At 71.6% G+C, this 15,022-nt stretch carries 12 protein-coding genes; 8 read left to right on the top strand and 4 right to left on the bottom strand.

The features are described 5' to 3' along the window. The first annotated feature begins 5 nt into the window (after window positions 1-5). The 7 genes from ACZ6SD_RS29445 to ACZ6SD_RS29415 all read left to right on the top strand — a co-directional run bounded on the left by ACZ6SD_RS29445 (window position 6) and on the right by ACZ6SD_RS29415 (window position 7,433). Window positions 6-1,130: a DegT/DnrJ/EryC1/StrS family aminotransferase gene (locus ACZ6SD_RS29445; RefSeq protein ID WP_465320291.1), complete on the top strand. Its 1,125-nt coding sequence runs from the start codon at window positions 6-8 to the stop codon at window positions 1,128-1,130. Then, window positions 1,130-2,083, top strand: a complete 954-nt coding sequence (locus tag ACZ6SD_RS29440; protein ID WP_465320272.1) for a UbiA family prenyltransferase — start codon at window positions 1,130-1,132, stop codon at window positions 2,081-2,083. The genes ACZ6SD_RS29445 and ACZ6SD_RS29440 overlap by 1 nt, the downstream gene beginning before the upstream one ends. Further along, window positions 2,080-3,405, top strand: a complete 1,326-nt coding sequence (locus ACZ6SD_RS29435; protein WP_465320271.1) for an FAD-dependent oxidoreductase — start codon at window positions 2,080-2,082, stop codon at window positions 3,403-3,405. Before ACZ6SD_RS29440 ends, ACZ6SD_RS29435 begins: the two co-directional genes overlap by 4 nt. Then, on the top strand, window positions 3,398-4,243 hold the full coding sequence (locus tag ACZ6SD_RS29430; protein WP_465320270.1) for a class I SAM-dependent methyltransferase: 846 nt from the start codon (window positions 3,398-3,400) through the stop codon (window positions 4,241-4,243). The genes ACZ6SD_RS29435 and ACZ6SD_RS29430 overlap by 8 nt, the downstream gene beginning before the upstream one ends. Further along, window positions 4,240-5,886, top strand: a complete 1,647-nt coding sequence (locus ACZ6SD_RS29425) for a class I adenylate-forming enzyme family protein (RefSeq protein ID WP_465320269.1) — start codon at window positions 4,240-4,242, stop codon at window positions 5,884-5,886. The genes ACZ6SD_RS29430 and ACZ6SD_RS29425 overlap by 4 nt, the downstream gene beginning before the upstream one ends. A 58-nt stretch (window positions 5,887-5,944) precedes the next feature. After that, window positions 5,945-6,424: a carboxymuconolactone decarboxylase family protein gene (locus ACZ6SD_RS29420; RefSeq protein ID WP_465320268.1), complete on the top strand. Its 480-nt coding sequence runs from the start codon at window positions 5,945-5,947 to the stop codon at window positions 6,422-6,424. A 139-nt stretch (window positions 6,425-6,563) separates the two neighbouring features. Beyond that, the gene (locus tag ACZ6SD_RS29415) at window positions 6,564-7,433 is read left to right on the top strand and encodes an alpha/beta hydrolase family protein (RefSeq protein ID WP_465320267.1); all 870 of its coding nucleotides are present in this window, start codon (window positions 6,564-6,566) and stop codon (window positions 7,431-7,433) included. Here the strand turns inward: ACZ6SD_RS29415 and ispH are convergent. From ispH to ACZ6SD_RS29395, 4 genes are all read right to left on the bottom strand, one after another. Then, window positions 7,396-8,685: a 4-hydroxy-3-methylbut-2-enyl diphosphate reductase gene (gene ispH / locus ACZ6SD_RS29410; RefSeq protein ID WP_465320266.1), complete on the bottom strand. Its 1,290-nt coding sequence runs from the start codon at window positions 8,683-8,685 to the stop codon at window positions 7,396-7,398. The genes ACZ6SD_RS29415 and ispH overlap by 38 nt on opposite strands. A gap of 101 nt (window positions 8,686-8,786) precedes the next feature. Next, a complete protein-coding gene (locus ACZ6SD_RS29405; protein ID WP_465320290.1) occupies window positions 8,787-9,830 on the bottom strand; it encodes a family 2 encapsulin nanocompartment cargo protein polyprenyl transferase in 1,044 nt (347 codons plus the stop codon). A gap of 108 nt (window positions 9,831-9,938) precedes the next feature. Continuing rightward, window positions 9,939-11,336, bottom strand: a complete 1,398-nt coding sequence (locus ACZ6SD_RS29400; protein ID WP_465320265.1) for a family 2B encapsulin nanocompartment shell protein — start codon at window positions 11,334-11,336, stop codon at window positions 9,939-9,941. A gap of 58 nt (window positions 11,337-11,394) precedes the next feature. Further along, a complete protein-coding gene (locus ACZ6SD_RS29395; RefSeq protein ID WP_465320264.1) occupies window positions 11,395-12,795 on the bottom strand; it encodes a family 2B encapsulin nanocompartment shell protein in 1,401 nt (466 codons plus the stop codon). A gap of 554 nt (window positions 12,796-13,349) precedes the next feature. Here ACZ6SD_RS29395 and ACZ6SD_RS29390 point away from each other — a divergent pair. Continuing rightward, complete coding sequence (locus ACZ6SD_RS29390) at window positions 13,350-14,093, top strand: SDR family NAD(P)-dependent oxidoreductase (RefSeq protein ID WP_465320263.1); 744 nt, start codon at window positions 13,350-13,352, stop codon at window positions 14,091-14,093. The last annotated feature ends 929 nt before the right edge of the window (window positions 14,094-15,022 follow it).

The raw sequence follows: 15,022 nt of genomic DNA, 5'->3' as shown, positions 1-15,022 counted from the left end.
CGTCTATGCCCCGGCTGCCGTTCTTCCCGCCCGACCTGTTCGACGGCGAGCGCGACGTGGTGCTGGAGATTGTCCGCAGGGCAGGGCTCGCCGACGACCAGCGGTTCATTCTCGGCGAGCGCACCGCCGCGTTCGAGGAGGCGCTGCGGGTGAACACCGGAGCCGCGGACGTGGTGGCCTGCGGCAGCGGCACCGCGGCGCTGATGCTGGTGCTGCGCGCGATGGACATCGGGCCCGGCGACGAGGTCGTGGTGCCCGCGTTCGGCTGCGCGCCGCTGGCCGCGTCGGTGGTCAACGTCGGCGCCGTCCCGGTCTTCGTTGACGTGCACCCGTGGACGATGGTGGTCGAGCCCTACGAGGTCGAGGCGGCGATCACCGCCCGCACGGCGGCGATCATGCCCGCGCACATGTTCTCGGTGATGGCCGACATGCCCACCATGCGCGAGTTGGCCCGCCGCCACGACGTGCGGCTGATCGAGGACTCGGCCGTGGCCCAGGGCGGGGTGCTGCGCGGATTGCAGGCTGGCCGCTGGGGTGAGGCGGGGGTGTTCTCGTTCGTGCAGGTCAAGACGTTCGGCTCGATCGGCGAGGGCGGCGCGGTCGTCACCGACGACCCGGAGATCGGCCGCCTGACGCGAATGCTGCGCAACCACGGCCAGGACGGCAAGAACCGGTTCGTGCACCACCTGGTCGGCTACAACAGCCGCTTTGACGAGATCATGGCCGAGTTCCAGCTCCACCGGCTGCCCGGCCTCGCCGCCCGGCTGGAGCGGCGCGCGGAGATCGCCGACTACTACACCGAGCGGTTCGCCGGGCTCGGCGAGCGCGGCGTGCAGGCCCCGCCGCCCGGCCGCGAGGGCCGCTGCTACTACGTGTACTCCCTGCTCGCCGACCGGCGCGACGAGCTCAAGCGCCACCTCGCTTCCCGCGGCGTCGGCAGCCACGTCTACTACCCCGCGCCGCTGCCCGCGCAGCCCGCGTTCGCCCCCTACGCCAGACCCGGGCAGTACTGGCCGCACGCGGAGCTCGCCTGCGCCCGCACGCTCGCCCTGCCCCTGTATCCGCACCTGACCGACGCCCAGGTCGAGCACATCGCCGACGCGGTCTGCGACTTTCCCGGAGGACCCTGATGACCGCGACCCTGTCGCTGACCGCGGCGCCCGGCAGAGTCGGCGCCTACGCGCGCCTGGCCAAGCTCGACGTGTGGGACTACTACCTGGCGCTGCCGTTGGCCTGGTCGCTGGCCGGGGCCGCGGCCTGGCTCGCCCCCGCGGTGCTGGGCACGCTCGCGGCGTTCGGCGTCGGCACGGTGTGCGTGGTGAGCGCCGCGGTCGCCTTTGACGACGTGACCGGCCTGCGCGACGGCAGCGACGCGGCCAACTACGGCCCGGACGCCCCGGCTCGCAAGCTCGCCCGCAAGCCGTTGCTCACCGGGGAGCTGACTGAGGCGGAGGCGGTCCGCTTCGGCTGGGCCGCCGCGGGCGCGGGCGCGCTGTTGTGGGCCCTGGCGGCCGTGGTCGCGCCGTTCAGCGCACTGTGGACGGTCGGGCTGCTGGCGCTGTGCCTGGTGACTGCGGTGCAGTACTCGTGGGGTGTGAAGCTGAGCTACCACGGCTGGCAGGAGCTCTTCCTCGCCGGGTTCGGCGCCGGGCTGGTGCTCGTCGGGGTCGGGCTGACCGCGGGCACGCCCTCGGAGTTCGTCATCGTCCAGTCCGTCCTCTTCGGACTCGGGCCGCTGCTGTTCGGTGTCTACTCCAACACCCGCGACGTCGACGGCGACGCGGCGGTGGGCCGCAAGACCGTCGCCGTCCTGCTTTCCCGGCAGGGGAACAAGGCGTTCATCGTCGCGCTCACCCTGGCCGAGATCGCCCTGATCGTCACCGCGGCCGGACTCGGCGCCGCGCCGTGGTGGTTCGCCATCGCCATGGCGCCCGCGGTCTTCCTGCGCGTCGCGCAGTTGCGGCGCGGCGTCGGCCTCGGCGACCTGCTGCGCGCCCGGCTGCTGGGCCTGTGGGCGCACCGGGTCACCGTCGCCACCCTGATCGCCATCAACCTGACCATCGCCCTGGGGGCCCGTCCGTGAGTTCTGACCTGGATGTCGCCGTCGTCGGCGCCGGGGTGGCCGGGCTCGCCCTGGCCCACCGGCTGCGCGCGGCTGGCCGCGCCGTGCACGTCTTCGAGGCCGCCGAGCACGTCGGCGGCCGGATGGCGAGCCTGCGCCAGGACGGCTACCTAATCGACACCGGTGCGGAGATGATCGGCTCCTGCGGCTATCCGGCCCTGTGGCGGCTGATCCGCGAGTTCGGACTGTCCGAAGTGGAGGTTCCGGCGATCGGCGCGGACCTGGCGGTGTGGCGGGAGGGCCGGGCCCATCCGCATATGGGCGACCCGCGCGGCCTGCTGGCGGGCGCGGCGCTGTCGCTCTCGGCCCGGCTCGCCCTGGTTCGCCTGCTGGGCCGCACGGCGTTGCGGCGCAAGGAATACGACACCGACGCGCCCGAGGCGACGCCGCTGGGGCGCCGCGTCATCGCCGACGTCGCCCGAGGCGACCTGCACGACTACCTGTTCCAGCCGCTGACCGGCGGGTTCTTCGGCTGGGACACCGAACGGGCCTGCGCGGGCCCGCTGCTCAGCCACCTGCTCGCGGTCGGGCCCACCACCACGTTCCGCACCTTCCGCGACGGCATGGACGTGCTGGCGCGCAGGCTCGCCGAGGGCGTCGAGATCAGCACCGGGGTCACCGTGGACGAGGTCGTCGCCACCGGCTCCGGCGCCCGGGTCTTCGCGGGCGGCGCCGCGTTGACCGCCCGCACGGTGGTGCTCGCCGTGCCCGCCCCGGTCGCGGCGGCGGCGCACGAGCAGGCCCCCGATTTCGTGCGCGCCTGCGAGTTCCGCCCGATGGTCAAGGTGATCTGCCTGCTGGCCAAGCCGGTCGCGCCCGCGGGCGGCGGGCAGTCGTTCGCGCTGGCGATTCCCACGGTCGAGAACACCGAACTGGCGGGCATCGTGCTTGACGACCGCAAGCACCCCGGCCGAGTGCCGCCCGAGCGCGGCCTGGTCACCCTGGTCGCCGGTCCCTCGGTGTCGGGGGAGTTGCTGTCCGCCACCGATGGCGAGATCGCCGCCACCCTCACCGAGCAGGCCGAGCGCTACCTGCCCGGCCTGGCCTCGGCGCTGCGCGCGACCGTCGTGAGCCGGTTCCGGCACGGCCTGCCGATGCCCACGCAGGCGGCCATGGCCGCGCGTCCCGACTTCGTCCGCCGCCCACCGTCCACTGTGGAATACGCGGGCGATTGGTGTCTGCTGCGGCCGTGTGGCGAGGCCGCGGTCCGCTCGGCGGAACTGGTCGCGGAGCGCCTCGCCGTTCCCCGGCCCTCGGCCGTCTCGGCGGTGGCCCGTGGCTGACGCGGCGACCGGAACCGCGGCGGTCATGGGAATCGACGCGAGCGCCGGGAACACGGCGAGCGCGGCGCAGTACGTGTTCGGCACCGCGTTCCAGCGCGAGGACGAACGGCTCAGCCTCGGCGAGCGGCTGTGGGACCCGGGAACGATCTCCCGGCTCGCCCCGCTCGGCATCGGCCCCGGCACCCGGTGCCTGGAGGTCGGCGCTGGCCGCGGCTCGATCGCGGCCTGGATGGCCGAGCGCGGCGCTGCCGTCACCGCCGTCGACATCGACACCTCCCGGCTCGACCGGCTGCGCGGCCTCGGGGTCGCGGTGTGCCAAGTGGACGTGCGCAGCGGCGCCCTGCCGGTGGCCGCTTACGACGTGGTGCACGCCCGCCTGGTGGTGCAGCACCTCGGCGACCGGACGGCGGCCGTGCGCGCCCTGTGCGCCGCGCTGCGCCCGGGCGGGCACCTCGTGCTGGAGGACACCGACACCGCGTCACTGTTCAGCCATGCCGCCGGGCCGTTCCACCCGAGGGTCAAGCGCGCCGCCTACGCGGTCATGGCCGAGTCCGGCTACCACCCGCGCTGCGGGCTGCTCGACGTCGACCTGGTCACCGCGGCCGGGCTGTCCGATGTGCGGGCGGACGGCCGCGCCGAGGTCGTGCGCGGCGGCACCGCGGAAAGCCGCTGGTTCGCCCTGTGGCTCGAACACCTGCGGCCCGCGATGCTCGCCGCGGGTGAGGTGTCCGATGTGGACATCGACCGGGCGGTCGCCGACCTGGCCGACCCCCGGCACACCTGGCTTTCGCAGGTCATGGTCACCGTCATCGGCCGGAAGGACGTCCAACAGCCGTGAAGATCAGAAAAGAAACAGGGTGGAAGACCGCCGCGGCGGACCGTCGCAAGAGCAAGCCCAGCGACCTGGGCACGCTCTTTGACGACCTGCTCGCCCGGGGGACCAAGACCGTGGTCCACCTGAGCAGGCCGCTGGACCTCGCCCCCGGCCACGGCACCCGCTACGACATCCCCGCGCTCGCCGCCCTGGTGCGCGCCACCGCCGGGTGGCTGCACGCGGCGGGTGTGCGGCCCGGCGACCGGGTCGCGGTGGTGAAGGAGAACCACTGGGACTACGTGCTGCTCGCCTGCGCGGCGGCCCGCATCGGCGCGGTCCCCGCGCTGCTGTCGGACCACCTCACCCCGGAGACCGCGCAGATCCTGCTCAAGCGGCTCGACCCGGCGCTGCTGGTGACCACCTGCACCGTGCTCGACCACGCCCGGGACAACGAGACCGACCTGACCGCGTTCGCCCGGCGCACCGTCACCCTCGACGGGCCGCACCCGGGCACGCTCCCGCTGGCCGACCTGCGCGGCCACGAGCCCCCGCCGCCGGTTTTCCGCGACGCCGACGACCCGCTGGTCGTCAACCACACCTCCGGCACCACCGGCATGCCCAAACTGGTCGTGCACAGCACCCGCACGCTGATCCAGGGCATCGCCGCCGCCGAGGCGGCCCGGCTGCCGATCGTGTCGAGCCGCAAGCGCGACACGGTCTGCGCGGCCATCGCGTACTGCCACGGCCGGGCGATCCCGTGGACGGCGAGCGTGCTGTGGCTGGCCCCGCGCAAGGTCGTGGTCATCGCCGAGCCGGAGCCGCACGAGGCCGAGCCGACCCTGCGCGCGCACCCGCCGACCACCCTGGAGGCGCTGCCGTCGACGTTCGTGCGCTGGCAGCCGCTGGCCGAGCGCGCCGACAACCCCTTCCACGACGTCCGGCTCTACGTCAGCACGTTCGACGCCATGCACCCGCCCACGGTCCGCGCGTTCCTCGCCGCGACCCGGCGGCGGCCGGTGTGGGTGCAGGTGTGGGGGCAGACCGAGACCGGGCCGCTCACCCTCCGGATGCTCACCCGCCGGTCGGTGGCCGAACGCGACCGCCGCCATCCCACCACCCGCAACCTCGGCAGGCCCTTCCCTGGCCGCGTGCGGCTCCGCGTGGTCGACCCGCGCACCTTCCAGGACGTGCCCACTGGCCGCCCCGGCCTCGTCCTGGTTCGCACCCGGGTCCGCTGCCTGGACTACCTGGGCGAGCGCGACCGCTGGCAGGCCAAGGCGTCGGGCCCGTGGTGGAACACCGGCGACGTCGGCGTGCGCACCCGAGGCGGCTCGTACCTGCTGCTGGACCGCGAGGTCGACGTCCTGCCCGGCCAGAGCTGCGTCGAGCTGGAGGACGTGCTGGAGGACCGGGTGCCCGACGCGGTCGAGTGCGTCGTGCTCGGCACCCCGGGCAGGCTGCCGGTCCCGGTTGTGGTCACCAAGAACGGGGTGCTCGACCAGGACGCCTGGCGCGACGCCCTGCGCGACCTGCCCGCCCTGGCCGACCCGGTCGTGCTGACCTGGGACCAGGTCCCGCGCACCGGCACCGGCAAGGTCCGGCGGATGGAGCTCCGCTCCCTGGTCCGCAGCGGCCAGGATACCTTCGGCACCGGACAGTGGACGTGAGCGAGCCGGTGGCCCGGTGCGTGGGCGTGCGGGGGCACCGAACGAGTGAGGTGGCCCTGTGAACGCCCCGGGAACCGAGCTTGGTTGCCCTCGGGTGGCCGTGACGTCGGCCGCGCCGGAGCTGTACCAGAAGCTGATCGACCTGCACGTCACTGCCGAGCGCCAGGCCGTGGAGGCTGGGCTGGCCGCCGGGCTCGTCGCGCTGGTGCGGGTGCGGGCCTCGCAGCTCAACGGCTGCGCGTTCTGCGTCGACCTGCACACCAGCGAGGCCGCCGGGCACGGCGAGGACACCCGGCGGCTGCACGCGCTGCCGGTGTGGCGGGAAAGCGGCCTGTTCACTGCCCGGGAGCGGGCCGCCCTGGCGCTGACCGAGGCGATCACGCTGCTGGCCGAGACCCGGGTGCCCGACGAGGTCTACGCTCTGGCCGCTGCCGAGTTCGCCGAGCCGGAGCTCGCGCAGCTGGTCTGGGCGGTGACGGTGATCAACGCGTTCAACCGGCTGGCGGTGACCAGCCGGATCGCCCCGCGCCCGCGCTAGGCCGTTTGGCCTACGTGACAAGCCCGGTCCCGCCGTTTGTCGCTTTGTGAGCTCTTGTGGCCGCGCCATTTCCCCAGCATGTCCGCGTGTTTTACGGTGGGCGAACACCACGAGACGCTCAACGTCGGGGAGCCCTGCCATGTCTCTTTCCGCTCGAATCGGAAAGCGCGCACTAGGTGTGGCCACCGCTGTGTTGCTCACGGCGGGAACGCTGGTCGGCACCGAGGCGTTCGCCGACGAGAACCCCTACCAGCGTGGACCCGAGCCCACGGCGGCGGCGCTGGCCGCCGACGCCGGGCCGTTCGCGGTCACCCGGGCCGTGGTGCCCGCTGGCCACGGGTTCGGCGGCGGCACGGTCTACTACCCGGCGGACGGCAGCCAGGGGACGTTCGCGGGGATCGCGGTCGCGCCCGGTTTCGTGGAGTCGCAGAGCGCCGTCGCGTGGCTGGGGCCCCGGCTCGCGTCGCACGGCTTCGTGGTGATCACCATCGAGACGAACACGCGGTTCGACCAGCCGGAGTCGCGGGGGACGCAGCTGCTCGCGGCGCTGGACTACCTCACCGGGTCCAGCGTCGCCAAGGACCGGGTGGACGCGGCGCGGCTCGCGGTGATGGGGCACTCGATGGGCGGCGGCGGGGCGCTGTCGGCGGCGGTGAAGCGGCCCGGCCTGCGGGCGGCGGTGCCGCTGGCGCCGTGGAGCACGACCAAGGACTGGTCGCGGGTGCGGGTGCCCACGCTGGTGGTGGGCGCCGAGCGGGACGCGATCGCCTCGGTCGGGGCGCACGCCGAGCCGTTCTACCAGAGCCTCGGCGGCGAGAAAGCGTATCTGGAAATGAACGAGGCGGACCATTTCGTCGTCAATTCCGCCACCCCCACCGTCGGCACATTCACGGTTTCCTGGTTGAAGCGTTTCGTGGACGACGACACGCGTTATGAGAAGTTTCTGTGCCCGGCGCTGAGCGCGAGCCAGCTCATTTCGGAGTATCGGGACACCTGTCCGCATTCCTAGCGCCCGCGGGCAGCGTGAAGTGGACGGTCTCCCGGCTCGTCTCGTGCTCGGTGACTTCGGTGGGGCCGAGGCCGCGTAGCGCGGCCACGATCTCGTCCACCAGGCGCGACGGCGCGGACGCGCCAGCGGTGATGCCGATGACCCGATTGTTGATCAGCCAGTCCGGCCGGATGTCCCGGGCGTCCTCGACCAGGTAAGCGGGGGTGCCCTGGCGGCGGGCCAGCTCGACCAGCCGCAGCGAGTTGGACGAATTGGCCGACCCGACCACCAGGACCAGGTCGGCGGCGCTGGCGATATCGCGCAGCGCCTCCTGCCGGTTGGTCGAGGCGTAGCAGATGTCGTCGGAGCCGGGGGCGCGCAGGTCCGGGAACCGGGCGCGCAGGGCCTCGATGATGTCGGCGGTCTCGTCCACCGCCAAGGTGGTCTGCGTCAGGTACGACACTCGCTGCGGGTCGGGCACGTCAAGGGCCAGCACATCGTCCACCGACTCCACCAGGACCGTGCGCTCCGGCGCCTCGCCCAGGGTGCCCTCGACCTCCTCGTGCCCGGCGTGGCCGATGAGGATGACCGTGTCGCCGCGACCGGCGAACCGGCGGGCCTCCGCGTGCACCTTGGTGACCAGCGGGCAGGTCGCGTCGATGACCTCCATGCCGCGCGCCGCGGCTTCCGCCCGCACGGCGGGGGAGACGCCGTGCGCGGAGAAGATCACGGTCGATCGGTCCGGGACGTCGTCCAGGTCGTCCACGAAGACCGCGCCGCGGGCCTCCAAATCGGACACCACGTGCGTGTTGTGCACGATCTGCTTGCGCACGTACACCGGCCCCTCGCGCTGCTCCAGCACGTTCTCGACCACCTCGACGGCCCGCTCCACCCCCGCGCAGAACGAGCGCGGCGCGGCCAGCACCACCTTGCGCGGGCCGCTGGCCGCCAGCCACGCGCCCATCGCCGAGCGGGCGGCGAGCCGGGCCCGCCGGTCGCCGCCGCGCACGACCACGCCGAGGCCGGTGCCGCCGTCGCCGAGAGTCACCCAGGTGGTGTCCATGTTCTGCCGGACCGCGGTGATGTCCACGACGCCGCCGACGCTGCGCACGCCCTGCCTGCGCAACTCGCCCTCGACCAGCACCGCGGCCGGACACCTGATCACGGCGGCATCGGAATGGGCGGCGTCATTGATGCCTTGCAACTCCCGGGCGACAAGGACGGCACCCGCGGGCAGCGGGTCGGACGGGCCCAGCGCTGGAGTTGCGGTCATCGACTCGGATCTCCTCGGATAGCACAGTTCGGATATGACAGTCACCATCGACGGCCGCACGACGGCGGGCCGGGGTCGGCAAGGGGGACAGGGAAACGGGGTCAGTGGTCGCGGTGGCAGGCCAGTTCGGCCAGGGCGGTCAGCTCCGCCTCGGCATCCGGGGTCGGGCGGGCCGCCCGGAGGTGGGCGATGGCGTCGGAGAGCAGGGTGTTCGCCCGGGTCTGGGTCCAACTCCGCCCGCCCGCGCGCTCGATGAGCTCCGCGGCGCGCACCAGCTCGGCCGCCGAGAGCGACGCCTTGCGGTGGTAGAGCGAGCCGAGTTCGCGGGCCGCAGTGGTCTCCGAGGCCAAGGCGGCGACCACGGGCACGGACTTCTTGCGGTTCTCCAGATCCGAGTACACCGGTTTGCCGGTGGCGGACGGATCACCCCAGACGCCGAGCAGGTCGTCCACGAGCTGGAACGCCAGGCCGAGGCATTCGCCGTAGCCGCGCAGGTGGTCGACCCGGTCGGGCGTGGCCCGGCCGAACAGGGCGCCGAGCGCGGCCGAGCAGCCCAGCAGGGCGCCGGTCTTGCCCTCGGCCATCCGCACGCACTCGGCCAGGCCGACGTCGGCGCGCTTCTCGAAGGCCAGGTCGGCGGCCTGGCCGTCCTGGACGGCCAAGACCGCCGCCGACAGGATGCGGGCCCCCTCCTGGGCGTTCGGGTGGTCGCTGCGGGCCAGGACGTCGAAGGCGAGGGTGAGCAGCGCGTCGCCAGCCAGGATGGCGCTGCCGAGGCCGAACACGCTCCACGCCGTCGGCCGGTGCCTGCGGGTGCGGTCGCCGTCCATCACGTCGTCGTGCAGCAGGGTGAAGTTGTGCACGAGTTCCACCGCGACGGCGGCGGGAAGCGCCTCGGCCTGCCCGCCCCCCACGGCCTTCGCCGCGGTGAGCACGACCGCGGGCCGCACCGCCTTGCCGCTGTCCGCGGTCGCGGGCCTGCCCTGCTCGTCCCACCAGCCGAAGTGGTACCCGGCGACGTGGCGCATCGACTCCGGCAGCGTGTCGACGGCCGCGCGCAGGGCCGGGTCCAACAGGGTCCGGCTCCGCGCGAGCACTTCACCCGCGGAACCCTGTCCTGGTGGTTGCACCTCGACGGTCGGCAGCACTATTCGGTCCCTTCTTACGGTCTATTGTGGACGTTCCCGGCCGAATCCGGCCGGAAACGTCCAGGTGAGCCTGGCGAATGAACGACGGTCAGCGTCCGGTCGGGTTCAGAGTCCGATTTGGACGCTTTCCAGAACGCCGAGGGCGTCGGGGACCAGCACCGCAACACTGTGGTAGGCGCTGACCAGGTACGACATGACCGCCTTGTCGTTGATGCCCATGAACCGCACCGACAGGCCCGGCTCGTACTCGTCCGGGATGCCGGTCTGGTGCAAGCCGATGACCCCTTGGTCGGACTCGCCGGTCCGCATGACGATGATCGAGGTCGTGTTGGTGTCGCTGATCGGAATCTTGTCGCACGGCAGCAGCGGCACACCGCGCCAGGCCATCACCGGCTTGCCCTGCACCTCAGTGGTGGCCGGGTAGAGGCCACGCCGGTTGCACTCGCGGCCGAACGCGGCGATGGCGCGCGGGTGGGCGAGGAAGAAGTCCGACCGGCGCCTGCGGGAGAGCAACTCGTCCAAGTCGTCCGGGCCGGGCGCGCCCTCGCGGGTGTGGATGCGCTGGCGCAGATCGGCGTTGTGCAGCAGGCCGAAGTCGCGGTTGTTGACGAGTTCGTGCTCCTGGCGCTCGCGCAGCGCCTCGATGGTCAGCCGCAGCTGCTGCTCGACCTGGTTCATCGGGTCGTTGTAGAGGTCGGCGACGCGGGTGTGGATCCGCAGCACGGTCTGCGCGACGCTCAGCTCGTACTCGCGCGGGCTCAGCTCGTAGTCCACGAACGTGCCCGGCAACTCGACCTCGCCGTGGTGGCCAGCCGAGAGCGCGATCTCGGCCTCGCCGTGCTTGTTCTGCGGCGGCTGCGGCAGCGCGCGGATCTGCTCCACGTGCTCGCGCAACGCGGCGGACTGCTCCTGCAACGCCAGGAACTCCTGCCGGGACATGGTCATCACCGTGCAGGAGGTGATCGTCCGGACGGTGTGCTCCCAGGTGGTGTCCTGGTCGATCATGGCGCGCTCGCCGAAGTACTCGCCGTCGGCGAGGATGGCGATCGCCGCCTCGTCGTCGTAGTGGCCCGGGGCGAACTTGGTCACCTTGCCGTGCGCGATGAGGTACAGCGTGTCGGCCGCCTCGCCGCCGCGCACGATCACCTCGCCCGCGCCGTACTCGCGCTGGGTGAAGCGGCCCGCCAGCGCCGCCAGCGCCTCGTCGTCGTCAAAACCGCGCAGCAGCGACAGTTCCCGCAGCTCCGGCGGGACGATCGAGATGTCGGCTCCGACGTTGGTGAAGCTGACCCGGCCGTCGCCGAGGGTGTAGGTCAGCCGCCGGTTCACCCGGTACGCGGCGCCCCTGGCCTCGACCCAGGGAAGCATCCGCAGCAGCCAGCGGGAGGTGATCTCCTGCATCTGCGGGACGGACTTGGTGGTGGTGGCCAGATTGCGCGCGGCCGACGTGCTCAGGCTCTGCTGTTGTTGCTGGGTGACATCGGGGTCGAGGAGACCGGTCACGCGTGATACCGCCAATCAGTGGGGTGTCGGATAGCTCGGATATCGCTGGTGCGCTGGGTCAGAGGCCGATCTGGACGTCTTCGAGGATTCCCAGGGCGTCGGGGACCAGCACCGCCGCCGAGTAGTAGGCGCTGACCAGGTACGAGGTGACGGCCTTGTCGTTGATGCCCATGAACCGCACCGACAGGCCCGGCTCGTACTCGTCGGGGAGGCCGACCTGGTGCAGGCCGATCACGCCCTGGGCCGCCTCGCCGGTGCGCATGAGCATGATCGAGGTGGTGCGGGTGTCGCTGATCGGGATCTTGCTGCACGGCAGCACCGGGATGCCGCGCCAGGCCGGGACCTTGTGGCCGCCGATGTCCACATTGGACGGGTAGATGCCGCGCTTGCTGCACTCGCGGCCGAACGCGGCGATCGCGCGCGGGTGGGCCAGGATGACCGACGGGTCCTTCCACACCTTGGCGAGCAGCTCGTCCATGTCGTCCGGGGTGGGCGGGCCGGTGCGGGTGCGGATGCGCTGCCGGGCGTCGGCGTTGTGCAGCAGGCCGAACTCGGGGTTGTTGACCAGTTCGTGCTCCTGGCGCTCGCGCAGCGCCTCGATGGTCAGCCGCAGCTGCTGCTCGACCTGGTCCATCGGCTGGTTGTAGAGGTCGGCGACGCGGGTGTGGACCCGCAGCACGGTCTGCGCGACGCTCAGCTCGTACTCGCGCGGGAACTCCTCGTAGTCCACAAACGTGCCGGGCAGCTCCACTTCGCCCTCATGGCCCGCGGCGAGATCGATCGGAACCTCGCCGCCGCTGTCGTCCACGCCCGCCGCGACGACCGCCTCGACGTGCGCGCGCAGGGCGTCGTTGCGCTCCAGCAGGTTCTGGAAGTCGGCGCGGCGCAGCGCGAGCACGGTGGTCGTGGTGGCCGCACGGGCGGTGAAGTCCCAGATGCGCTCCTCGACCAGGCCCCACTGGTCGAAGTACTCGCCGTCGGCGAGGACGTCCACCACCTGCTCGTCGTCGTACTCGCCCACCGCGTGCTTCTCGACCTTGCCGTGCGCGATGATCAGGAACCGGTCCTCGGCGTGGCCCCACTCGACCAGCGTGTCGCCCGGGGCGTATTCCTCCTGGGTGAACAGTCCGGCGATCGCGGCGAAGGTGTCCTCGTCATCGTCGAAGTCGCGCAGGAACGTCAGCTCCCGCAGGTCGCCGGGAACCACGCGGGCGTGTGCGTTCGTGCGGTCCACTGTGATGCGGCCGTCGCCGACGAGGTAGGTGCGGCGCTGGTTGACCCGGTAGGTGCCGCCGCCGACGTGGGTCCAAGGCAGGACGCGCAGCAGCCAGCGGGAGGTGATCTCCTGCATCTGCGGGACGGACTTGGTCGTGGTGGCCAGATTCCGTGCCGCCGCGGTCCCCAGGCTCTGCTGTGGCGCGGCCCCGTCGCGGTCGATGGGGGGCAGGGTATCGGTCACTGTGCTACCGCCAATCCTGTTGTGCTTGTGCTTGTGCTTGCCGAGGATGTGTCTGATGAGCGGGTCTGTCCGGGCGGGCGTGGTCGTCGGGACGGGTGTGGTGGGTGCGGTGCGCGTGGCCGGGCAGGCGGCCACGTCCGGGGGAAGGGGAATCGGGGGTTTCGGGTAGAGTGTGGAACCGGGATGCCGCAGGGCTTGCGGTCCGCCCCTGCCTCAGAGTCCCCGTCTCAGAGTCCCTGCCCCAGTGTCGTTTATGGATCGTGTCGCGTATGGATCCGGTGGATCGCCGTCGTCCCGCGATCGCCGTTGAGTGCGCGAGATGTCGTTTCGCCGCCTTCTGTTGTCGAACGGGTCGAAGCTAGCATCGGAATTTTGTGGCCGTACAGTCCCCGAATGGGCTGGTGATAACCACTGTCAAACCACCTGATTCAGCCCCAGCGCAGACGTGCAGTAGTCATTGAGTGGATCTATCACTCGATCTTGTACTCCACTGCGACGAAGTGGTGAACGGCCCGCCTGATCGTGGCATCGGCGGGGACGGCACACTGGGCGGAATGATCGCAACGGTGGTGGTCCTCGGCGGCCGCAGCGAGATCGGAACAGCCGTCGCCAGGCGCCTGGTGGCGACCGGCGCCCGCAAGGTCGTCCTAGCCGCCCGACGATCGGATGACCTGGACACCGAAGAGACAGCCCTACGCGAAGCAGGCGCGACAGAGGTGACCCGAGCCGAGTTCGACGCCGACGACCTCACCACCCACGAGACGGTGTTGACGGCCATCATGACCACCCACGCCCCCGTCGACGCGGTGGTACTGGCCTTCGGCATCCTCGGCGACCAACCCCAAGCCGAACGCGACGCCACACACGCTGTCAAGATCGTGCACACTGATTACGTAGCCCACGTCAGCGTCCTCACCCACCTGGCAAACCTCCTACGGCGGCAGGGAAGCGGCGCCCTAGTGGTCTTCTCCTCGGTGGCAGGCATCCGAGTCCGGCGGGCAAACTACGTCTACGGCTCGGCCAAGGCGGGCCTGGACGGCTTCGCCAGCGGCCTAGCCGACGCACTGCATGGCAGCGGAGTCCGCCTGCTACTGGTCCGCCCCGGCTTCGTGGTGGGCCGAATGACCAAGGGAATGACCCCCGCCCCCCTGTCCAGCACCCCGACCCAGGTCGCGAAGGCAACGGTGACCGCGCTGCGCAGGGGCAAGGGAGAGGTATGGGTCCCCTGGCCCCTGCGCCCCTTGTTCTTCTGCCTACGCCTACTACCCCGCCCCCTCTGGCGCCGCATGCCCCGCTGACCCCCCGGGATGAACCAGGCGAACGAATCGTTTGCGCCGGACAAGCGCCGCCCCCGCCCACATGACAGACCGCGACGAGCAACCGAGTGGTTGTAGACGCCGGTCGAGTGATTAGCGGCCGGATTGGTTGCCCGCCTACCGGGTGAACTTGGCGAATTGCCGGACGGACCTGCCCCTGGCCAACCGCTCGGCCGCCGGGCCGGGCCGATTGGCTGTCGGGCTGCGGGCAGTTGGGCCGCCAGGCCAGGTAGCGGGCCGGGTGACTGAGGCGGCTGCGCGGCTGGACTGGTTGGCCGTACTGATTGGTTGGTCGGGTTAGGAGGTTGGTCGGCAGGGTCGGCCGCGTGGTTGGCCCGGCCAGTTAGGCAGAGTCGACTGACCGACCCGGCTAGCGGCTTGCCCGACCAACCCATGGCGACAGCAATGCCCGGCAGACGTGCCCCCAGCGAGCACTCACCGACTCGGACACCGTTGGTGGTGACCGGCGTGGCCACGGCAGAGCGATGGCAATCAGTTGGCACAACTCGCCTTCCGCCCAAGCCGCACCCACCCCTGCCAGGTACTCAATGATGCGGAAACGAGCAGCGAACCCGCCTTCACCAGCCGCACCTAACGCTGCCAGTTGCCCGATGAGAGCGGGACAGCGAACCCGCGTTCCTGTCAGCCGTTCCCTGCGCTGCCAGATGCCCAGTGGGAGCGGGACAGCGAACCCGCGTTCCTGTCAGCCGTTCCCTGCGCTGCCAGGTGCCCGGTGAGAGTGGGACAGCGAACCCGCCCCCCACGAAGCCGCACCTACGCTCGCCCAGTGCTCGATGGGGTGGAGTGGTTTCTTTGGGCTCTTCGTACTGATGTGTGGGTGGTGTGCCCTGGTAGTTGGGGGGCACGTCGTTGCTGGGTCTAGGTTTCTGAGCTGTCGAGGAACAGGAACC

The organism is Actinokineospora sp. NPDC051303 (assembly GCF_055586285.1).
Note: the sequence above shows the minus strand (reverse complement) of the source record. Positions and strands in the feature narration are given on the sequence as shown.